Origin of the sequence: Bradyrhizobium sp. Mp27, from assembly GCF_029953005.1 — a bacterium.
GTDB lineage: Bacteria > Pseudomonadota > Alphaproteobacteria > Rhizobiales > Xanthobacteraceae > Bradyrhizobium > Bradyrhizobium barranii.
Genome location: NZ_JASAUS010000040.1, coordinates 35,121 through 55,220 on the forward strand (window position 1 = coordinate 35,121; position 20,100 = coordinate 55,220).

Annotated in this window: 20 protein-coding genes; 7 read left to right on the forward strand and 13 right to left on the reverse strand. The window is 64.9% G+C overall.

What is annotated here, in order from left to right:
- Positions 1-30: 30 nt before the first annotated feature.
- The gene (locus QJT78_RS21245) at positions 31-771 is read left to right on the forward strand and encodes a methyltransferase domain-containing protein (RefSeq protein WP_038943294.1); all 741 of its coding nucleotides are present in this window, start codon (positions 31-33) and stop codon (positions 769-771) included.
- Between the two features lie 58 nt (positions 772-829).
- On the opposite strand, the gene QJT78_RS21250 is transcribed toward QJT78_RS21245, so the two are convergent.
- Positions 830-1,615: a DUF4167 domain-containing protein gene (locus QJT78_RS21250; RefSeq protein ID WP_028149504.1), complete on the reverse strand. Its 786-nt coding sequence runs from the start codon at positions 1,613-1,615 to the stop codon at positions 830-832.
- A 464-nt stretch (positions 1,616-2,079) separates the two neighbouring features.
- Complete coding sequence (gene prmC / locus QJT78_RS21255) at positions 2,080-2,976, reverse strand: peptide chain release factor N(5)-glutamine methyltransferase (RefSeq protein WP_038943296.1); 897 nt, start codon at positions 2,974-2,976, stop codon at positions 2,080-2,082.
- Positions 2,977-3,066: 90 nt separating this feature from the next.
- Here prmC and QJT78_RS21260 point away from each other — a divergent pair, with 90 nt between their 5' ends.
- Positions 3,067-3,492: an HIT family protein gene (locus QJT78_RS21260; RefSeq protein ID WP_028149502.1), complete on the forward strand. Its 426-nt coding sequence runs from the start codon at positions 3,067-3,069 to the stop codon at positions 3,490-3,492.
- Between the two features lie 135 nt (positions 3,493-3,627).
- Here the strand turns inward: QJT78_RS21260 and QJT78_RS21265 are convergent, their stop codons facing one another.
- The 5 genes from QJT78_RS21265 to QJT78_RS21285 form a co-directional block, all read right to left on the reverse strand.
- Positions 3,628-4,569: a DUF5996 family protein gene (locus tag QJT78_RS21265; RefSeq protein WP_028149501.1), complete on the reverse strand. Its 942-nt coding sequence runs from the start codon at positions 4,567-4,569 to the stop codon at positions 3,628-3,630.
- A 156-nt stretch (positions 4,570-4,725) separates the two neighbouring features.
- Positions 4,726-5,424, reverse strand: a complete 699-nt coding sequence (locus QJT78_RS21270; RefSeq protein WP_028149500.1) for an ABC transporter ATP-binding protein — start codon at positions 5,422-5,424, stop codon at positions 4,726-4,728.
- Positions 5,421-7,265 (reverse strand): branched-chain amino acid ABC transporter ATP-binding protein/permease, encoded by a 1,845-nt coding sequence (locus QJT78_RS21275; protein WP_038943298.1) that lies wholly within the window; start codon positions 7,263-7,265, stop codon positions 5,421-5,423. Before QJT78_RS21275 ends, QJT78_RS21270 begins: the two co-directional genes overlap by 4 nt.
- 11 nt (positions 7,266-7,276) lie before the next feature.
- The gene (locus QJT78_RS21280; RefSeq protein ID WP_028149498.1) at positions 7,277-8,152 is read right to left on the reverse strand and encodes a branched-chain amino acid ABC transporter permease; all 876 of its coding nucleotides are present in this window, start codon (positions 8,150-8,152) and stop codon (positions 7,277-7,279) included.
- A 99-nt stretch (positions 8,153-8,251) separates the two neighbouring features.
- The gene (locus QJT78_RS21285) at positions 8,252-9,586 is read right to left on the reverse strand and encodes a substrate-binding protein (protein ID WP_028149497.1); all 1,335 of its coding nucleotides are present in this window, start codon (positions 9,584-9,586) and stop codon (positions 8,252-8,254) included.
- A 249-nt stretch (positions 9,587-9,835) separates the two neighbouring features.
- On the opposite strand from QJT78_RS21285, the gene QJT78_RS21290 reads away from it, so the two are divergent.
- Together QJT78_RS21290 and QJT78_RS21295 are read left to right on the forward strand one after the other, a co-directional pair.
- Complete coding sequence (locus tag QJT78_RS21290; protein WP_028149496.1) at positions 9,836-10,465, forward strand: hypothetical protein; 630 nt, start codon at positions 9,836-9,838, stop codon at positions 10,463-10,465.
- Positions 10,466-10,577: 112 nt separating this feature from the next.
- The gene (locus QJT78_RS21295; protein WP_028149495.1) at positions 10,578-11,048 is read left to right on the forward strand and encodes a helix-turn-helix domain-containing protein; all 471 of its coding nucleotides are present in this window, start codon (positions 10,578-10,580) and stop codon (positions 11,046-11,048) included.
- A gap of 8 nt (positions 11,049-11,056) precedes the next feature.
- On the opposite strand, the gene prfA is transcribed toward QJT78_RS21295, so the two are convergent.
- The 3 genes from prfA to QJT78_RS21310 all read right to left on the reverse strand — a co-directional run bounded on the left by prfA (position 11,057) and on the right by QJT78_RS21310 (position 16,012).
- Positions 11,057-12,142: a peptide chain release factor 1 gene (prfA, locus tag QJT78_RS21300; protein ID WP_028149494.1), complete on the reverse strand. Its 1,086-nt coding sequence runs from the start codon at positions 12,140-12,142 to the stop codon at positions 11,057-11,059.
- 57 nt (positions 12,143-12,199) lie between these two features.
- Positions 12,200-14,467 (reverse strand): phosphoenolpyruvate--protein phosphotransferase, encoded by a 2,268-nt coding sequence (gene ptsP / locus QJT78_RS21305; protein ID WP_028149493.1) that lies wholly within the window; start codon positions 14,465-14,467, stop codon positions 12,200-12,202.
- Between the two features lie 288 nt (positions 14,468-14,755).
- Positions 14,756-16,012 (reverse strand): aspartate kinase, encoded by a 1,257-nt coding sequence (locus QJT78_RS21310; RefSeq protein WP_028149492.1) that lies wholly within the window; start codon positions 16,010-16,012, stop codon positions 14,756-14,758.
- 174 nt (positions 16,013-16,186) lie between these two features.
- On the opposite strand from QJT78_RS21310, the gene QJT78_RS21315 reads away from it, so the two are divergent.
- The 3 genes from QJT78_RS21315 to QJT78_RS21325 all read left to right on the forward strand — a co-directional run bounded on the left by QJT78_RS21315 (position 16,187) and on the right by QJT78_RS21325 (position 18,448).
- On the forward strand, positions 16,187-16,654 hold the full coding sequence (locus QJT78_RS21315; protein WP_028149491.1) for a PH domain-containing protein: 468 nt from the start codon (positions 16,187-16,189) through the stop codon (positions 16,652-16,654).
- Between the two features lie 14 nt (positions 16,655-16,668).
- Positions 16,669-17,442: a bifunctional 2-polyprenyl-6-hydroxyphenol methylase/3-demethylubiquinol 3-O-methyltransferase UbiG gene (gene ubiG / locus QJT78_RS21320; RefSeq protein WP_038952113.1), complete on the forward strand. Its 774-nt coding sequence runs from the start codon at positions 16,669-16,671 to the stop codon at positions 17,440-17,442.
- A 106-nt stretch (positions 17,443-17,548) separates the two neighbouring features.
- On the forward strand, positions 17,549-18,448 hold the full coding sequence (locus tag QJT78_RS21325) for an EamA family transporter (protein ID WP_028149489.1): 900 nt from the start codon (positions 17,549-17,551) through the stop codon (positions 18,446-18,448).
- On the opposite strand, the gene QJT78_RS21330 is transcribed toward QJT78_RS21325, so the two are convergent.
- The 3 genes from QJT78_RS21330 to grxC are packed head-to-tail and all read right to left on the reverse strand — an operon-like array spanning position 18,445 to position 20,074.
- On the reverse strand, positions 18,445-18,927 hold the full coding sequence (locus tag QJT78_RS21330) for a DUF1178 family protein (RefSeq protein ID WP_028149488.1): 483 nt from the start codon (positions 18,925-18,927) through the stop codon (positions 18,445-18,447). The genes QJT78_RS21325 and QJT78_RS21330 overlap by 4 nt on opposite strands.
- Positions 18,924-19,802 (reverse strand): carbon-nitrogen hydrolase family protein, encoded by an 879-nt coding sequence (locus QJT78_RS21335; RefSeq protein ID WP_028149487.1) that lies wholly within the window; start codon positions 19,800-19,802, stop codon positions 18,924-18,926. Before QJT78_RS21335 ends, QJT78_RS21330 begins: the two co-directional genes overlap by 4 nt.
- Complete coding sequence (gene grxC / locus QJT78_RS21340) at positions 19,799-20,074, reverse strand: glutaredoxin 3 (protein WP_028149486.1); 276 nt, start codon at positions 20,072-20,074, stop codon at positions 19,799-19,801. Before grxC ends, QJT78_RS21335 begins: the two co-directional genes overlap by 4 nt.
- Positions 20,075-20,100: the final 26 nt, after the last annotated feature.

A 20,100-nucleotide genomic window follows, 5' to 3' on the forward strand; every position in this document is an offset into this window, starting at 1 on the left:
GAGCCGCCTCGTGCATGTTACATTGCCGTCATGACCATTGATGTCGTCGACCTCCGCGAGTTCTACTCCCGTCGCCTCGGGATTGTGGCGCGGCAAATGATCAATCGCGGCATCAGGGAGCGCTGGCCGACCGCCGCGGGCCAGCGTGTGCTTGGCATCGGCTATCCCACGCCCTATCTCGGCCTGTTCCGCGAGGACGCGGAGCGCTGTATCGCCTTCATGCCGTCGGCGCAGGGCGTCTTGAAATGGCCGACGGGCCGGCCGGCGCTGGCCTCGCTGGTCGACGAATTCTCGCTGCCGCTGCCTGACGCCGCGGTCGACCGGATCCTGCTGGTTCATGCGCTGGAGATGTCGGACGACCCGGCCGCGCTCTTGCGCGAGGTGTGGCGGGTGCTGTCGCCCTCCGGCCGCGTGATCGCGGTGATCCCGAACCGGCGCGGGGTCTGGACCCGCACCGACAGCACGCCGTTTGGTCACGGCCGGCCATATTCGCGCTCGCAGATCACCGACCTGTTGCGGCAGACCTGGTTCACGCCGACCGCCTGGGGCGAGGCGCTGTTCATGCCGCCCTATGCCGGCGGCTGGGTGCTGAAATCGGCGCAGGTGTGGGAGCGTGCGGGCGCGGCGCTGTCGTTGCCTTTTGCCGGCGTGCACATTGTCGAAGCCACCAAGCAGGTCTATCGCGCGATCCCCGCCAAGCGCGAGCGCGCGCGGCTGATTCCCTCGTTGAAGCCGGTGCTGGTGCCGTCCTCGACGGTGACGCGCACTTGAAAACAAATCGTCCCGGCGCGAGGCCGGGACGATTGCAGATCAGAATATCGGAAGAAGCTTACTCGCCGGAGGCGACTTCGTCGCTGGAGCCGGCCGGAGCCGCCTCGCGCTCGGGGCGCGGGCCATGCGGCCGGCGGCGCCGCCGCGGAAAGCGTTCGCCGCCACCGCCGCCTTCCAGGCCACCCTGACCGCCATTCGCGGCACTGTTCACTTGCGGCTGTGCGCCGGTGATGAAGGAGGGCAGGCGATCGACGCTGCCGGTGTCGGCAACGACGGGCTGCGGCTGGTTCAGCGGCAGCGGCTGCGGCTGATATTGCGGCTGCGCACGATGGTCGCGTTCGCGATGTTCGCGCGGCTGCTGGTTGTCGCGCTGATAGGGCTGCTGGCCGTCGCGCGGCTGATGATCACGCTGGTGATCGCGCTGGCCGTCGCGGTCGCGCATGAAGGGCTGCTGCTGCGGCTGCGGGACGAAGCCCGGCTCCTGGCCGAAATTCGAGAAATTCTCGCCGTCGTCCTCGCTGTCGTCGCCGCTGTTGCTGACGGGCTCGTCGCCGCGCGGCTGCTGGTTCTGGCGGAACTGTTCCTGGGCCGCCGCGATCAGGCGGAAATAATGCTCGGCGTGCTGGTAGTAGTTCTCGGCGGCGACCGGGTCGCCGGAAGAGCGCGCATCGCGCGCGAGCTGAAGATATTTTTCGGCGATGTGCGAAGCCGTGCCGCGGATCTTGATGTCGGGTCCGTTCGATTCGTAAACCCGGGTCATCGGGTTCTGGCCGCGCCGGTTGTTGTTGTTGTTATTATTGTTATTGCGGTTGCGCATCCGCTGCTTGTTCTGACCGTTTCTCATGTCCTGCCTTTAATTCCAGCCCTAAAGGTTGCACGCGTTACTGATTGCTCGGAGTGACCTGATGACAGCGGTTCACATCTCTCGTGCGCACCGCGCGCAAGAGCGGCTTGAACCCTGCCAATGTTCGTCGACCGTCGCGTTCAACAAAGACGCGTTCCCCACCCGCCAGCATCCATTGCCAGCGAACCCATTCATATCGCCTGCCGAAACAAGCCCAGCTTTGTTGCGTAAGTCTTCAAGCGCAATATCAGGCTTTCGTTCACTTTGCGGTCGGAGAGCAGCGCAGCTCCAATGGCCATCGCGCTCAACAGGACCTGCGGCTTGGAACCTTTAAATCAGTAAAGCTCTCGCCCGAGAGCCCGGCTTTTGCCCGTAGGTCTACGGGGCCGGCACCGATGTGTTGACCGGAACGTAGTCGTTCCCAAGGGATATTCCAAGAGGTTTTTTGCCGCCCAATCCGGCTTTTATGGGGGCATTTTTCGGGCCGAAACCGCCCGTGGGATGCCCGCCAAATCGGCCTTGGGCGGCCTGTCCACAGACAACGCGGCGGCCGTCATCAAGGTTTCAATATCCCGGGCCTGCCCTTGCCCGGCCTCGACCATCAACGCCCCGCCGGGTGCGAGCCGCTCGGCCGCCTGCGGGATCAGGGCACGGTAGGCGTCATAGCCGTCATTGCCGCCGTCGAGCGCCAGATGCGGATCGTGCTCGCGCACATCGAGGCTCAGTTTCGGAATTTCCCCTGAGGGAATATAGGGCGGATTCGACACGATGAGATCGAACGGGCCGCGCAGCGCCGCCGCATAGGAGCAGGCAACGAAGCCGGAGCGGCCGGCGAGGCCCAGAGCTGCGGCATTGCTCCGCGCGGTGGCGAGCGCGGAGAGGCTGAGATCGGTTCCGACGCCGAAGGCATCGGGAATTTCGTGCAGCAGCGCGAGCAGGATCGCGCCGGATCCGGTGCCGATATCCGCGATTCGCGGGTGCGGCCCCGATATCGTGGCCTCCCGAAGGATCTCCAGTGCCAGTTCGACCACGGTCTCGGTGTCCGGCCGCGGTACCAGCGTCGCTTCGGACAGTTGGAACGGCAGGCCCCAGAATTCGCGCGCGCCGAGAATGCGGGCGACCGGCTCATGCGCGAGCCGGCGCTGCGCATAGGCTTCGAGCCGCGTGGCCTCTTCGGGCGTGAGTTGGCGCGCCGCCTGCGTGACGATGCCGGTCAAATCAAGCCTCAGCGCGGCTCCGACGAGCAGGCGCGCGTCGAGGGCGGGCTCTTCGATGCCGGCCGATTGCAGCCGCGCCGCAAGCGCGCGCCGGGCACTCTCGATGCTGTGTCCGGAATCGAAACCTGTCGCCAATGGAGCCATCCTGCCTGGTATCGTGGATAGATCGGCGGCATTGCTTGCGTCAACGGAAAGGAGCGCGTCTGATCGCACCTCGCAGCGAGGGAGGGATCCATGGCGGCTTACGACGATCAGAACGTCTTCGCAAAGATCCTGCGCGGCGAGATCCCCTGCTTCGAGGTTTTCAGGGACGACCGCAGCCTCGCCTTCCTCGACATCATGCCGCGCTCGCCCGGACACACGCTGGTCATTCCCCGGGCGCCGGCGCGTGGCATCCTCGACATCGCGGATGACGATCTCGCCGCGGTTGCCCGAACCGGCAAGCGGATCGCGATTGCGGCGATGAAGGCGTTCGACGCCGAGGGTATCATCCTGCAGCAGTTCAGCGAACCGGCGAGCGGACAGGTGGTCTTCCACCTGCACATGCACGTCATGCCGGTCAGGGCCGGAATCGGGCTGCTGCCGGCGCAGACGCGCAAGGAAGACATGGCCGTGCTCGCCGATCACGCCAAGCGGATGATTGCGGCACTTGGCAGTTGATCGAGATAGCGCTGCAGCAAGACCGTAGGACGGGTAGAGCTGTTGCGAAACCCATCATCGAGACAAACTCGAAATTGACTGGCGCAGCTTCGCTCCACTGAAACTGCGAGCCAGCGATCCTTCAATGAGCCTTTATCAGTTCTTGTTCAGCGGGCGGGGTCGAAGGGGAGAGCCAATCGGACATTCGAGCGCGGCGCGATCCCAGCGCCCGACATCAGCTGCTGCCTGATAGGTTGTTTGCAGAAACGCCATGAGCGCGGCCTCTGGCTCGCTGGATTTTCGCACAAGGTCGTAGGGCAGGAGATATTCGCCGAGCTTCCGATCGAAATATGCGCCCGCCGGCATGACCTGTCCGTCAGCAAAGCCATTCGGGGTGGGGTAGGCATAGGAGTAGAAGGCCGCAAAGTCTGTACCACCTCCGCCCGGCCAAAAGCCGGCGGACGAGACCTCATCGCTATAGGCCTCGCGTGTCACGACGTCCGGCAAACCCGGGACGCCACCCGGGTGAAGCGGAGCGGAACGCCCAGAGAAGCGCGTCACCGCGAGATCGAAGCTGCCCCAGAAGAGATGGACCGGACTGACCTTCCCGGTGAACCCCGTCCGAAACCGATAAAACACTCCGCTGATCGCGACGAGGGCGCGGAAGAACCGCGTCACGGCGTCTGCGTCATAGGGCCTGATTTGGCGGTCGTCCGTGAACGGGATCGGATCCGGGACCTCACTGGGCCGACCGTCAAATTCTGGTGTTCCGCCGAGATGTCCTACCAAATCACAGAACCGGGCGTGAAATTCGGCGACGGACATTCGCCCGAGCGGCATTTCCGCCCTGCACCCATCAGCTGCTTCTCCGATCAGGACGTGACGGGAGAGATCGAAGACGATCTCGATACCTGATGCGTCTGGAATCAGCGAAGTCGTGAGCCCGTGTGCATTCACGTAAAAGGTCGCGTGCCAGGAATGGTTGACCCATGGCGTTCTCGCGAGCCGATACTTGCCGACAATCTGGCAATACAGATGAAGTGCGGAACAGGTTTCGCGCCATGCCTCGAAGGGAATCTCCGGCCAGATCGCACTCATAGCGTCTCCTCCCTCAGGTTCGGTTCGGCTTGGCAAGACCTCACCTCGGCTAAAGGCGACCCTGTGTCCGCTTTGGGCCCAAGGCGACATTCCGGGGACGAGGCCGCATGCTCCCCCCCTCGAAAGCAGATATCCCGGAGTTTAGGGGGACTCGACCTAGACGCCAAGGTATCGCTGCAGCAGCTCCGGCTGGGCCTTGAGCTCCTGCGCCGGTCCCTCGTGCACGATGTGGCCGTTGTTGATGATGTAGATCCGTGTCGCCAGCGCCAGCGTTGCTGCCAGATTCTGCTCGACCAGCACGATGGTCTGGCCGGCGGCCGCGAGCTCGCGGCAGGCCTTGACGAGATCGTGGACGATGACGGGCGCGAGCCCCTCGAACGGCTCGTCCAGCAGCACGATCTTGGGATCGCGCACCAGCGCCCGGGCGATCGCGAGCATCTGCTGTTCGCCGCCGGAGAGCTCGGTGCCGCGGTTGTTGCGCCGCTCCTTCAGCCGCGGAAACATCTCGTAGATGCGCTCGAGCGGCCAGCGCTTCGGTGCGGTGATCCCGGCGAGGACGATGTTCTCCTCCACCGACAAGCTGCCGAAGATCCGGCGCTCCTCGTGCACGAGCTGCATGCCGGCCTGCGCGATTCTGTGACTCTTGCGTCCGGCGATATCGATGCCGTCGAACTTCACGCTGCCGCTGCGGGGCGTCACGACGCCCATCAGGCTCTTGAGCGTCGTGCTCTTGCCGGCGCCGTTCCGCCCGAGCAGCGCCACCACCTCGTGCCGCTCGACGCGCATGGCGACGTCGAACAGGATGTGGGAGTCCCCGTAATAGCTGTTCAGGCCGTTGACCTCGATCAGGCTCATGCGGCGATCTCTCCGTGAACGCCGCCGAGATAGGCTTCCTGCACCGCGGCGTTGGTCCTGATTTCCTCCGGTGTGCCATCCAGCAGCACCTTGCCCTCCTGGAGCACCGTCACGCGCTCGACCAGCTCGAACAGCGAATCCATGTCGTGGTCAATGATGATCATGGTGCGCCCGCGCGCGATCGATTTGAGCAGCTTGACGGTCTCGACCCGTTCGCGCGGGCTCATGCCCGCGAGCAGTTCGTCCAGCAGCAGCAGGCGAGGCGAGGTGGCGAGCGCAAGCCCGATCTCCAGCCGGCGCTTCTCGCCATAGGCGAGCTCGGATACCGGCGTGTCGGCGCGGCGGGTCAAATTGACCAGGGCGAGCGTGTGCGCCACCTGCTCCGTCAGGCCCTTGACGCCCGAGAGCTTGCGGAACAGGTCGAGCCGGAATTTGCCGCGCAGCTCGGCGAGTGCGGCGATCGTCAGGTTCTGCCGCACCGTGAGGCCCGTGAAGAGCTGGTTGACCTGGTAGCTCTTGGTGAGGCCAAGCTGGCAGACCTCGGTGACCTTCAGTCCCGTGATGTCGCGGCCCTCGAACACGATCTGGCCGGAGGTCGGCGCGATCTCGCAGGTCAGCATCTTGAAGAAGGTCGATTTGCCGGCGCCGTTGGGGCCGATGATGCCGCGCAGCTCGCCCTGATTGACGCTGAAATCGATGTCGCTGTTGGCGACGAGACCGCCATAGCGCTTGGTGAGGCCGGTGGCTTTCAGGATCGGCCCGGAATAGGCGGGATGCGCGACTTCCTTGGCCTGCATCGGCGCAGGAGGAGCTTGCTGCGGCGTCTCGATCTCAGCCTCCTCCTCCGTCTCCGCAGCCCTTCGCGCTCGCTTGCCGGACACGAGGCCGTAGAGATCGACGAGGCCGCCCACAATGCCGCCGCGCAGGAAGCAGACCAGCACCACGAACACGACGCCGAGCACCAGCTTCCAGGCCGCCCCAAGGCCGAGCGCGGACTGGAGGAAATCCTGAAGGAAGAGCCAAACTGTTGCGCCGACCAGCGGTCCGAACAGCGTGCCGCGGCCGCCAATGGCAGTCTGCATCACGAGCTGGCCCGAGGTATCGAAGGTGAAGGCGTCGGGCGGCATGAAGGCCTGCAATACGCCGAGCAGGCCGCCGGCGAAGCCCGCATAGGCCGCAGCGATCACGAAGGCGGTCAGCTTGTAGCCGTGGATGTTGTGGCCGACGGCGGTCGCGCGCAACGGATTGTCGCGGATCGCGCTGAAGATGGCGCCGACAGGCGAGCGAACAATCCTGAGTGCGATGATGACGCCGATGAAATAGCACAGCGCGATGAACTGATAGAGCGACCAGCCATTGGTGAAGTGGATGGTGGTGAAGCCGAGATTGAAGCTCGGCGTCGGTACGCCCGGCAGGCCGTTCTCGCCACCGGTGAAATCCGAGAGCGGATTGAACTCGACGAAGAAGAACACCTGCGCGATCGCCACGGTGATCATGGCGAAGTAGATGCCGGTCCGGCGCAGCGCGATCAGGCCGACGAGATAGCCGGTCGCAGCCGCCGCGATCATGCCGATGATCAGCGCGCCCAGCACATTGCCGAACCCGGCGCGGGTCAGGAGGTAGGCCGCGACAAAGCCGCCGGTGCCGTAAAAGGCGGACTGGCCGAACGACAGCAGGCCGGTGAATCCGAACAGGATGTCGAAGCCGAGCCCGAACAGGCCCCAGACCAGGATCCGGTTCACGGTGTTCGGGGCGAAGCCGAGATGAGGCAGCACGAACGGGGCCGCGATCAAACCGATCGCGGTCAGGGTTTCGATCAGGAACGGGCGTTGCTTGAGCATCAGGAAATCGCTTACTCGCGGCCCTGGATGCCGAGCAGGCCATGCGGTCGCACCACGAGCACGAGCGTCATCGCCGCAAATAGCATCACATAGGCATAGCCGGGGTTGAACATGGAGGTGACGCTGATGATCTCGCCGGCGATCAGGCCGCCGAGGATCGCGCCTGGAAACGAGCCGACGCCGCCGATCACCACCACGACGAAGGTCTGGACCAGGATGCCGTCACCGATGCCCGGTGTCAGCGACACCACCGGCGCGTTGACGATGCCGGCAAATCCGGCGGCCATTGCGCCGATGCCGAACACGACCATGAAGACGCGGAAGACGTTGATGCCGAGCGAATCGACCATCACCGAATCCTCGATGCCGGCGCGCACGATCATGCCGAGCCGGGTCCGGTAGAGGACGATGAACAGTGCGCCGAGGGCGACCGCGACGATGCCGACGACGGCGAGGCGGTAGGTCGGATAGAACATGAAGCCGAGATTGGTGATGCCCTGGAACAGGGCCGGCGGCGGCACCAGCTGCGACTGGCTCGAGAAGATCAGGCGCACGAGCTCGACGAAACAGATGCCGAGCCCGAAGGTCACGAGCAACTGATCCTCGTGGGGACGATGATAGAAATGGCGGATGATGACGCGTTCCATCGCGACGCCGAGCAGCATCACGAACAACGAGCCCGCGATGACGGCGATGATGAAGGACTCCGTGTACTGGTAGGCGACGAAGCCGGCATAGCCGCCGATCATGAACATCGCGCCATGCGCGAGGTTGAGCACGCCGAGCGTGCCGTAGATGATGGTCAGGCCGGAGCTGATCAGCGCGAGCAGGGCGCCGAGCGCGAGCCCGTTGAAAAGCTGCGAAACAAGGTTGGGCCAACTGATCATGCGACAATCGCCGTTGTGACGCGCCATGGTGCGCGTCAGAAAAAGGTGACGCCGCAGGACCAGAGTGCAGCCCGCGGCGTCACAGGGGTTAGCGCGGGCTCAGCTGTAATCGCCGGGATGGCAGCCGAACGCGTCCGGCTTCTGCATCAGCCCCTCACCGGGGACGATTTCGACGACGTCGTACCAGTCTTCCTTGTTCTTCATGTCCTTCTGCTGCTTGCCCTTCACGATGATCACCGGGCGGACGCATTGGTGATCCTCGGGGCGGTAATGCACGTCGCCGACCAGGGAGGGGATCGTGTCGCCCTTCTCGTAGGCCTTGATCACGTCAGGCGGATTGAAGCTGCCGGCCTGCTCGCACATGCGGGCCCAGTGCGCGAAGCTGACATAGGCGTTCTCGGCGCCCCATTCGGGCTTGTAGCCGTACTTCTTCTCGAAGGCCTCGTTGAACATCTTGGCGAGCGGGAACTTGTCCTCGATCGTCCACCAATAGTCGGTGGCGGCGTAGACGCCCTGCATCAGGCCGCCGGTCTCGCGCGCGATAAAGGGCACCTGGTAGGGGACGACCAGCTTCATCTTGTCGAGCACGCCGAACTGCTTGGCCTGCTGGGTCGACAGTACCGCGTCGTGGCCCCAGTTGACGTTGATGAGCACGTCGGCGCCGGAATTCGCGACGTTCAGCAGATAGGAAGAGTAGTCGGGCGCGCCGAGCGGTGCGACCTGGTTGGTCACCGTCGTCCAGCCCGCAGCCGCGAGGAAGTCCTGCATCGACTTGGTGACGGTGTGGCCGTAGGTGTAATCGGGCGTCAGGTAGGCGGCCTTCTTGTTCTTGCCGAACTCCCTCACCATCACCGGGCCGATCGCCGCGGCGGCGGTCTGGCCGAAGAAGTTCTGGCGGAAGCCGTAGCGAACGCAGTCCTTGCCGGTGGTGTCGTTCGAGCCGGAAATGCCGCACACGAACAGCACGTGTTCGCGCTGCGCGAGCTTGTTGAGCGCGACCGCAACGGCGCTCGACGTGCCGCCGGTGATCATGATCGCCTTGTTCTCGCTGATGAAGCGTTGCTGCGCCTGCACCGCCTCGTTCGGCTTGGCCGCGGAATCCGCGACGCCGAACTTCAGCTCCTTGCCGAGCACGCCCTTGCTGGTCTTCGGCGAGATCTTCTTGATCAGGTCATGGCCGCTGTTGATGTGCTCGATCGCGAGCTGGTAGCCCTTGAGCTCGTCCTCGCCCTGCACGGCGTAGGTGCCGGTGCGCGGGACCGAGATTCCGATGAAGGCAGTGGAACCCGAAACGCCGGCGGGATACGAGCCGATCGCCGGCTTGTCCTCGGCAAAGGCCGGCATCGCGGGCAGCATCGAGCCGCCGATGAGGCCAGCTGTGGTCTGCAGCAGGCCACGGCGCGAGAGGCCGCGGCGGATGAGATCGTCAGTCATGGTCGTTTCCTCCGAACATCGTTCTTGTTTGCAGGCGCAAGCACGACCTGTCCGGCCAGCCGACCTCGCTGGCCTGCTGCGCCGGGCACGTCACATCCGCGTGTAGCTCTTGGCCCTAAGCATTGCTTGTGAAGCCCTTCTGTCAATTTCGTCTTTGGTCGAACGACGAAAATTATCACGTGAAAACATATCGGATCACGATATATATTAGTCTTTGTGAGTACGAGGCTGGCGGGTTCGGCGAGAGAAATGGCGCGGCAGACGACAGTGGCGGGTGCCCGGAAGCGACGATCCTGGCCGCAGGAGGCGGAGCGGCCGGAGGCCGCGTGGCCCGCGGGGGAGGGCAGCGACCAGCGCGCGGCGCCGCAGTCGGGCGATGCCTCCCGCGTGTCCGAGCCGCGCAGCCGGTCAGCCGGCCGGCGCGGACCCGTCGTCGGCTCCGTCCAGGCCAAGGTCCAGGCCAAGCGCGCCCCCGGCCCGATGCAGAAGCTGAGCGTGCGCGCACAGAATGTTCTGAAGGAGCTTGCGGTGGAGCTCACCGGCGAACAGCCGCCGAAGGGGAATTGGCTGCCATCGCGCGAGTTGCTGCTCGCGCTGACGGCCGAGCGCCTTGCGACAGCGCGCAACTGCGGACCTCACACGATGCGGGAGATCGTGGATTGGGCACAGGGCTGCGGCGTGACCATCAAGCCGGTGATCCCGCCCGGTGGCTCGCTGTCGCAGATGTGGGCGGAGTTGATCGCCAATGCGTCGGCCGGCGCCTTGACCAGCGCCGAGATCGCCGGCGCGCTGCAGCGCTCGATCAGGCGGAAGAGCGTCCGCATCCCGATCGCGTTTCAGGTCATCCTGGTGAAGATCCTGCTCTCCAGTTTCGAATAGTCCCCGATATTTGTGCATCCGCGGCGCCGCTCGGTTGGTTCCGCCTGTCCTTCCTTGCTAGTCTCGGCAGCGACCGCTTGCTTCACCGGCGGGCTCGACGTTGCAGGCAGGAATGACTCAATCGAAGCGGAAGACGACGCGCCCCTCGTCCGCGGCGCCCTCAAAGGGCGGCGCGATGCGCGAGGTCGACTATGCGGCGCTTGCACAGTTCCGCTATCAGCTCCGGACCTTCCTGGCATTCAGCGAAGCCGCGGCCCAGAGTGCCGGGTTGACGCCGCAGCAGCATCAGGCGCTGCTGGCGATCAAGGGGCTGGCCGCCCCTGACGGCGCAAGCGTCGGCGACATCGCGCGCTTCCTCCTGATCCGGCACCATACCGCGGTGGAGCTGGTGGATCGCATGGCAAAGCTGAAGCTGATCGGCCGGGAAGCCGATCCGCAGGACGCAAGACGCGTCCTGGTCAGGCTGACGGCCAAGGGCGAGCAGAAGCTGCGATCGCTCTCGCGCATTCACCTGGACGAGCTGAGTGCCGCCGCACCCGCCCTCGCCAAGATCCTGCGATCGTTCCGCGCCAAAGCGCGCTGAGGCGCGGTTCAGGCGGCTGCGCCTTGCGCGGCGAGCTGTGCGGCCTGATGCTCGGTGGTCAGCGCGTCGGTCAATTCGCCGAGCGCTTCGCCGGCGATCACCTGCGGCAACTTGTAGAGCGTCAGGTTGATGCGATGATCGGTGACGCGGCCTTGCGGAAAATTATAGGTGCGGATGCGCTCGCTGCGGTCGCCGGAGCCGACCTTCTCCTTGCGCTCGGCGGAGCGGGCGGCATCGACGCGCTGGCGTTCGGCATCGTAGATGCGTGAGCGCAGGATGTTCATGGCGGAGGCGCGGTTCTTGTGCTGCGAACGGCTGTCCTGCATCATCACCACGATACCGGTCGGGATGTGGGTGATGCGGATTGCCGACTCGGTCTTGTTGACGTGCTGGCCGCCCGCGCCTTGCGCGCGCATGGTCTCGATCCGCAGATCGTCGTTCTTGATATCGACGTCGACCTCCTCGACCTCCGGCAGCACGGCGACCGTCGCGGCGGAGGTGTGGATGCGTCCCTGCGTCTCGGTATCGGGCACGCGCTGCACGCGATGCACGCCGGATTCGAATTTCAGTTTTGAGAACGCGCCGCGGCCCTGGATCTCCGCGATGATTTCCTTGTAGCCGCCGACCGTGCCTTCGCTGGCCGAGATCACCTCGACCTTCCAGCCCTGCAAGCTGGCGAAGCGCTCGTACATCCGGAACAGATCGCCGGCGAACAGCGAGGCCTCGTCGCCGCCGGTGCCGGCGCGGATTTCCAGCACCACGTTGCGGTCGTCCATGGCGTCCTTGGGCAGCAGCGCGACGCGAATCTTCTGGACCAGCTCTTCGATCTTGGGTGTCAGCTCGTCGCGCTCGGCTTCCGCCATGCCGCGCATCTCGGCATCGGTCGCGGGATCGGCGATCAGTGCCTCGGTGTCGGCGAGCTCTTTCACGGCGGAGCGATAGGCCTTCACCGCCTCGATCAGCGGGGTGAGCTCGGCGAGCTCGCGGGTGATCTGCACATAGCGTTCGGAGGCGAGCTGTCCGAGCGATTCGGCCTCGAGCGAGGCGTGATGCGCGAGCAGGACGTCCAGTTTGGCTTCGGGGAGTGACGACATCGGTTCAGTCTCAAATGGCGGAAGAGGGCGAGGCGGCGGGAGGGGGCGACAGGCCCGCTACAACGCCAGGCCTTCGGCCTCGGCAAATTCCGTCAGCTTCTGCCGGATCGAGACGCTGCCGGAGGGCGCGTCCAGCAGCGGGCCGAGCATCGCCTCGGCCTTCTTGGCGTCGAGATCGATGACCATCGCCTTGACCGGACCAAGGGCCGTCGCCGAGAGCGACAGCGAGCGATAGCCCATCGCGATCAGCGCCAGCGCACCGATCGGCTTGGAGGCCATCTCGCCGCAGAGCGACAGCGACTTCTTGGCCGCGTTGGACTTCCGGGCGATCTCGCGCAGCACGCGCAGGATCGGCGCCGACATGGTGTCGAAGCGCTCGGAAACCTTGGCATTGCCGCGGTCGACTGCGAACAGGAACTGGAACAGATCGTTGGAGCCGACCGAGATGAAGTCGACCTTCTTCAGAAGCTCGTCGAGCTGGTAGAGCAGGGCGGGCACCTCGACCATGGTGCCGATGTCGATTCTTTCAGGCAGGGTGTGGCCGTGCTGGCGCAGATAGGTCAGCTCGCGCTCGACCAGCGCTTTCGCCGAGTCGAATTCGGCGACCTCCGAGATCATCGGAAACATGATGCGCAGCGCGCGGCCGCCGCCGGCGCGCAGCAGCGCGCGGATCTGGCCGCGCAGCAGGCCGGGGCGATCGAGGCCGAGCCGGATCGCGCGCCAGCCGAGTGCGGGATTCTCCTCGATCACCGCTTCCATATAGGGCAGTGCCTTGTCGCCGCCGATGTCGAGGGTGCGGAAGGTGACGGGCTTGGTGCCTGCGGCATCCAGCACCGTGCGATAGAGCGCGAGCTGGTCGCTGGTGCGCGGCAGGCTCTGTCCCACCATGAATTGCAGCTCGGTGCGGAACAGGCCGATGCCGGCGCTGCCGGTGTCCTCGATATGCGGCAGGTCGATCGCAAGACCTGCGTTGATCATCAGCTCGACCTTCTGCCCGTCCTTTGTGACGCAGGGAAGGTCGCGCAGCGCAAGGTATTGCGCCTGGCGGCGGGCGCGGAAACGCACGCGTTCGGCGAAGGCGGCTTCGACCTCCTGCGACGGGCGCACATAGATCGAGCCCGAGGTGCCGTCGACGATGATGGCGTCGCCGGGATCGGCGATGCCGGGCGCGTTCGGGACTTCGCCGACCGCGGGGATGCCGAGCGCGCGGGCCACGATCGAGACGTGGGAGTTGGCTGTGCCTTCCTCCAGCACGATGCCGCGCAGGCGCTTGCGATCGTAATCGAGCAGCGCCGCCGGGCCCATCGCGCGTGCGATGACGATGGCATTGTCGGGCAATTGCTCGCGCGAGGGCGCGTGGTCCTGGCCGACCAGCTGCCGCATCAGGCGGTAGCCGAGATCCTCGAGATCGTGCAGCCGGTCACGCAAATATGGATCGGTGGAGCGCAGCATCCGCGCGCGGGTGTCGGACTGCACGCGCTCGACGGCAGCTTCCGCCGTGAGGCCGGTGGCGACCGCCTCATGCAGCTTGTGCGACCAGCCCTGGTCGTTGGCGAACATGCGATAGGCTTCCAGCACCTCGCGGTGCTCGCCGCCCTCGGCAACGTCGCCACGCTCCAGCATGCGATCGAGATCGGCGCGCAGCTTGGCGAGCGCGGTGTCGAGCCGCTTGATCTCCTTCGGCAGATCCTCGGCGATGTAGTCCTTGATGACGACGCGCGGCTCGTGCAGCACGACATGGCCGAGCGCGATGCCTTCCGAGAGGATGGCGCCGACCTTCTGCGCCGAATGGCGCGCGGCCGGCTCCTGGCCCGGCTGGGCCAGCGCGGACAATTCGCCGGAGGCGATCAGCTCCGCCAACACCATCGCGGTGGTCTGGAGCGCCTCGAGCTCCTCCTCGACATAATTGCGCTTGGCGCGGTTCTGCACCACCAGCACGCCGAGCGTGTTGCCGGCGCGTAGGATCGGCACGCCGAGGAAGGAGTGGTAGATTTCTTCGCCGGTCTCCGGGCGGAACGAGAAGGCCGGGTGGCTTTGCGCGTCGCTGAGGTTGAGCGGGGTCGCCTCGCTGGCGACGAGGCCCACCAGGCCCTCATGGGCGCTCAGCACGGTGTGATGCACCGCCTCGCGGTTGAGGCCTTCGGTGGCGTAGAGCTCGAGCGTGTTGTCGATGCGCAGCACATAGACCGAGCACACCTCGGCCACCATATTGGCGGCGATCAGCACCACGATCTTGTCCAGCCGCTCCTGGGCCGAGACCTGCTCCGCCATGGTTTCGCGGAGCCGTCTCAACAAGACGCGGGGACCTCCCGACGCGCTCCGCATGAACCGTCAATCTCCTCCGTCTGCCTGGCCCGGCGGTATCGGCCGGCGGCTGGCCCAAAATTCCAGAAAAACAACCAAATTGTTCGTCCGGCGCAGGCACAAACACAAATCTACTCAAGATTTAGCGCTTGCACCGAATCAGCGCCGCCTGAACTGGGACACAGTCTGCGGCAGCCCACCCTGTTCGCCGTATAGCGAATTGAGGCTTGTTTTGCCAAGCAAAACGCCTGCCAAACGCGAAGGTGTGTACACCTTCGCGTTTGCTGCGACCGCTAAGAGAAAATTCGTCTAGGCCTGATCGAGACCGTAGAGCGTATGCAGGGTGCGCACCGCAAGCTCGGTATAGGCAGTGTCGATCAAAACCGAGAATTTGATCTCGGAGGTTGTGATGGCCCGGATGTTGATATTCCGTCCGGCGAGGGCCGAGAACGCCTGGGCCGCGACGCCGGCGTGGCTGCGCATGCCGCTACCGATTACCGATATCTTGGCGACGTCGGTGGCGGTATCGAGCCGGGCATAGCCGATCTTGCCCTTGGCGGCCGTGATCGTGTCCTTGGCGCGGGTGTAGTCGGCCGCCGGCACCGTGAAGGTGAGATCGGTGGTCTTGCCGTCCTCGGAGACGTTCTGCACGATCATGTCGACGTTGATGTTGGCATCCGCCAGCGGGCCGAAGATCGACGCTGCCACGCCGGGCTTGTCCTCGATCTGGCGTACCGAGATCTGGGCCTCGTCCTTCGAAAAGGCGATGCCGGTGACGACGTGGCTTTCCATGATCTCCTCCTCGCTGCAGATCAGCGTGCCGGGCGGCTGGTTGGCATGCGGGTCGATATCCTCGGGCTTGTCGAAGCTCGAGCGGACGAAGATCGGCATGTTGTGGACCATGCCGAGTTCCACCGAGCGGACCTGGAGCACTTTTGCGCCCTGGGAGGCCAGTTCCAGCATGTCTTCGAACGCGATCTTGTCGAGGCGGCGGGCCTTCGGCACGATTCGCGGGTCGGTGGTGTAGACGCCGTCGACGTCGGTGTAGATGTCGCAGCGGTCGGCCTTGACGGCGGCGGCGATCGCCACGGCCGAGGTGTCGGAGCCGCCGCGGCCGAGCGTGGTGATGCGATTGGTGTCGGGGTTGATGCCCTGGAAGCCGGCGATGACCGCGACCTCCTTGCGCTCCTGGAAGCGCTTGATGATCTCGCTGCCGTCGATGTCCTCGATCCGGGCCGAGGCATGGGCGTCGCTGGTCTTGATCGGGATCTGCCAGCCCTGCCAGGAGCGGGCCTGGATGCCCATGCCCTGAAGCACGATGGCGAGCAGGCCCGACGTCACCTGTTCGCCGGAGGCGACGACGGCATCATATTCGCGCGCGTCGTGCATCGGCGAGGCCTCGGTGCACCAGGCCACCAGCTCGTTGGTTTTGCCGGACATCGCCGAGACGACCACGGCCACTTCATGGCCGGCGTCGACCTCACGCTTCACATGGCGTGCGACGTTGCGGATACGTTCGATATTGGCGACGGACGTGCCGCCGAATTTCATCACGAGGCGGCTCATGACGACGCGTGCATTCCCTCATAAGGATCAGTATGGTGACCCGCGCGAGGCAATGCCTGCGGACACCGACCGCGCGTATACATAGCGGCGGGGCCGGGGGCAAGCGGGTTCCTGCGGGGGGCAGGGTAAGGTCCGGCCTAAGGTCTGGCTTGGGGGTATGGGTTAACCGAGATCATGGCGCGTTATATCGACGAGATCCTGCAACCGGGCGAGCGGGTGCTGTATTCGACCAATGCGCACTGGATCTTCTATTTTCCGGCCATCTTGGCCTGGATCGTGGCTCTCGCCTTTCTCGTCCTGATGCCGCAGGCCACGGCCGATGGCCTCAGGGTGCTGTGCCTCATAGCCGCCGGCGTCGTGGCTCTGGCCGCCCTTTACTGGACCATCAAGGGCTGGTTCCATCGCTTCACGACCGAGACCGACGTCACCAACTTGCGGGTTGTGCACAAGACGGGGTTCATCAAGCGCCGGACCTTTGAAATGGCGCTGGACAAGGTCGAGAGTGTCGACGTCAACCAGTCGATTCTTGGACGTATTCTCAACTACGGCGACGTGACGATTCGCGGCGTTGGCGAGGGGATCGAAAAGATCACGACCGTCGACTCGCCGCTCGCCTTCCGTAGTTCGATCACCACGCGGTAGGACCGCGCCTGACCATGAGCATGCAGCAAAATACTTCCGCAACCGCCACCGCCCAGCCGGGCTCGACCGTCGACGCCGCCGAGATCGCGAGATTCTCGAAACTTTCGGCCGAGTGGTGGGACCCGAACGGCAAGATGGCCCCGCTGCACCGGATCAACCCGCTGCGGCTCGGCTACATCCGCGACGCTGCCTGCCGCAAGTTCGAGCGCAACGTGCGCAGCCTCAACTGCCTCGGCGGCCTGCGCGTGCTCGACATCGGCTGCGGCGCCGGCCTGTTGTGCGAGCCGCTGTCGCGCCTCGGTGCTCAGGTCATCGGCGTCGATCCTTCGGTCAGCAACATCGCCGCCGCGAAGCTGCATGCCGACAAGAGCCATCTGTCGATTGATTACCGCTGCACCACGGTCGAGGAGATCGACCCGCGCGAGCGCTTCGACATCGTGCTGGCGATGGAAGTGGTCGAGCACGTCGTCGATGTCGGCGTTTTCCTCAGGCGGTGCGCGGCGATGCTGAAGCCGAACGGGCTGATGGTGGTCTCGACGCTGAACCGGAACTGGAAGAGCTTTGCGCTCGCCATCGTCGGCGCCGAATATGTCCTGCGTTGGCTGCCGCGCGGCACCCATGAATGGAACAAGTTCGTCACCCCCGACGAGCTGACGAAGTATCTTTTGGACAACCGTCTCGTCATCACCGAGCAGACCGGCGTCGTCTACTCACCCTTCGCCGACAAATGGACCCTCTCGTCGGATATGGACGTGAACTACATGGTCGTGGCGGAAGGGATGGTGTGAGGGGGTCCGCGAGGCGTGAGCATCGCTCCTATGATCTGGGCGTGATTGACCTGCTTCGCCGCTAGCGGCAGGTTGGCCACGGCGTCCCCTCCTACCGCTCCACCCCATGCTCACCATCGCCAGCCTCTGGATTCCCTTCACCGTCATTGCTGCGCTCGGCCAGGTCGCGCGCAATGCGATGCAGCGGTCGCTGACGAAGCCGCTGGGGACCTGGGGCGCGACCAATATCCGCTTCCTGTTCGGCTTCCCGTTCTCGCTGCTGTTTCTGGGTGTGGTGCTGCTCGCAACCGGTGATCACCTCGGTATGCCGCCGACCGTGTTCTGGCCCTGGCTGCTGCTCGGGGCGCTCAGCCAGATCGTCGCCACCGGCCTGATGCTGCTCGCAATGAACGATCGCTCCTTCGTGGTGACTACGGCCTACCTGAAGACCGAGGCGATCCAGACCGCGATTTTCGGCTTCGTGTTCCTCGGCGATCATCTGACCTGGCTGAAGGTGCTGGCGATCGTGATCGCGACCGTCGGCGTCGTCATCACGGCGCTGCGGCCCGGCGGCGAGAAGAGCTTTGCGGAATTGAGGCCGACCATCACGGGCCTCGTTGCAGCCGCAGCGTTCGCGCTCTCAGCCGTTGGCTTCCGCGGCGCCATCATCAACGTGCCTGACGTCTCCTTCGTGACGGCAGCGTCGTTCACGCTGGTGCTCGGTCTGCTCGTGCAGACGCTGATCCTGACCATCTATCTGCTCTGGCGGGCGCCAAAAGTGCTTCAGTCGATCCTGGGGCTGTGGAAGCCGTCGCTGCTCGCCGGCTTCATGGGCGCCTTCGCCTCGCAGTTCTGGTTCCTGGCCTTCGCGCTGACGGCCGCCGCCAATGTCCGCACGCTCGCTTTGATCGAGGTGCTGTTCGCGCAAGGCGTGGCGTATTACTCGTTCAAGCAGCCGATCGCGCCGCGCGAGATCTTTGGTATCGCGCTGATCGTGGTCGGCGTTGCGGTGCTGGTGGGGGCCTAGTTCCGATCTTCTGGCAGCGTCGGCAGCGGTGACACCTCGATGCCTTCGTCGATCAGCGACTTGGCCTCGTCGGGCGAAGCCTCGCCATAGATCGGGCGGTGCTCCTTGTCGCCGTAATGCATCGCGCGGGCTTCATTCGCAAAGCGCTCGCCGACATTGTCGGCGTGCTTGACGATGTGATCGCGCAGCTCCTTGAGCTTGGCGCGCAACTCGCGCTCCTGCGCCATCATCAGCGAGGTCGGTCCCGACGGCGCAGCCTCGGGCGCAGGCGTTGAGGCCGGCTCCGGCGGCGGCGTCGCCCGTCCGCGGCCCTTCTTGCCGATGATCCGCGGGGCCATGATCGCCTTCTCGACCTTGGCCGAGCCGCAGATCGGGCAAGTCACGAGCTTGCGCTTCACCTGCGAATCATAAGCCGACGAGCTCTGGAACCAGCTTTCGAATGCGTGGCTTCGGTCGCAGTGGAGCGCGTAGCGGATCATGCCGATCCCCGCACGAGGTGGAGATGGTCCGGCCCGGCCTTGGGATCGGCGACGCCGAAGCGGCGGCCGTGCTGGAGCGAGGGGATCGCGCGACGGGCGGTCTCGACCTTGGCCGGGTCGATCTTGGCCATGATGATACCGGGCTCGACATCGCCCTCGGCGAGGATCTCGCCCCAGGGGTCGATGATCAGCGAGTGGCCATAGGTCTCGCGCTTGTTCTCATGGGTGCCTGCCTGCGCCGCCGCGAAGATGAAGCAGCCGGTCTCGATCGCGCGCGACCGCAGCAGGATGTGCCAATGCGCCTCGCCGGTCTTGCGGGTGAAGGCCGAGGGCACGGTGATGAAATACGCGCCGCTCTCGGCCAGCGCGCGGTAGAGCGCGGGGAAGCGCACGTCGTAGCAGATCGTCAGCCCGACGCGGCCCCAGGGCAGGTCGGAGATCACGGCGGTCTCGCCCGGCTGGTAATTGGCGGATTCGCGATAGCTCTCGCCGTCCGGCAATTCGATGTCGAACATGTGGATCTTGTCGTAGCTCGCGAGCACATTGCCCTCGGGGCTAATCAGGAATGACCGATTGACCGCCTTCTCCGGCGAGAAGCGCAGTGCCAGCGATCCGACATGGATGTGGATCTTCAGCTCGGCCGCGAGCGCGCGATAGGCCCTTAGCGAGGTGTCGTCCTCTTCGCTCTGGAGGTGCTCGAACAGCGCCTTGCGGTTGAGCTGCATCATGTTGCTGACTTCGGGCGTCTGCACGTAGTCGGCGCCATCGGCCGCAGCCTGCCGGATCAGCCTGGTGGCCTGCGCGAGGCTCGGCTCGGGCATCAGGCCGGTGCGCATCTGGATCATCGCGGCGGTGAAGGTGCTATCCTCGCTCATGACACCGCCTTTACGCTTTCGAGCAGGCCGTCGAGCTTGCCCTCGCGGTCGAGCGAATAGAGCTCGTCGCAACCGCCGACATGGGTTCCGCCGATCCAGATCTGCGGGAAAGTCGAGCCCCCGCCGGCGCGGTCGTACATCTCTTCGCGCCAGGACGGGTTCTTGGCGATGTCGAACTCCGTGAAGGTTGCCTTCTTGCGGGTCAGCAGCGATTTGGCGGCGGAACAATAGCCACAGCCCGGCCTGGTGTAGATTTCGACAGCGTCGGTCATGTCGTGTGGCGCTCTCATGTCATGAA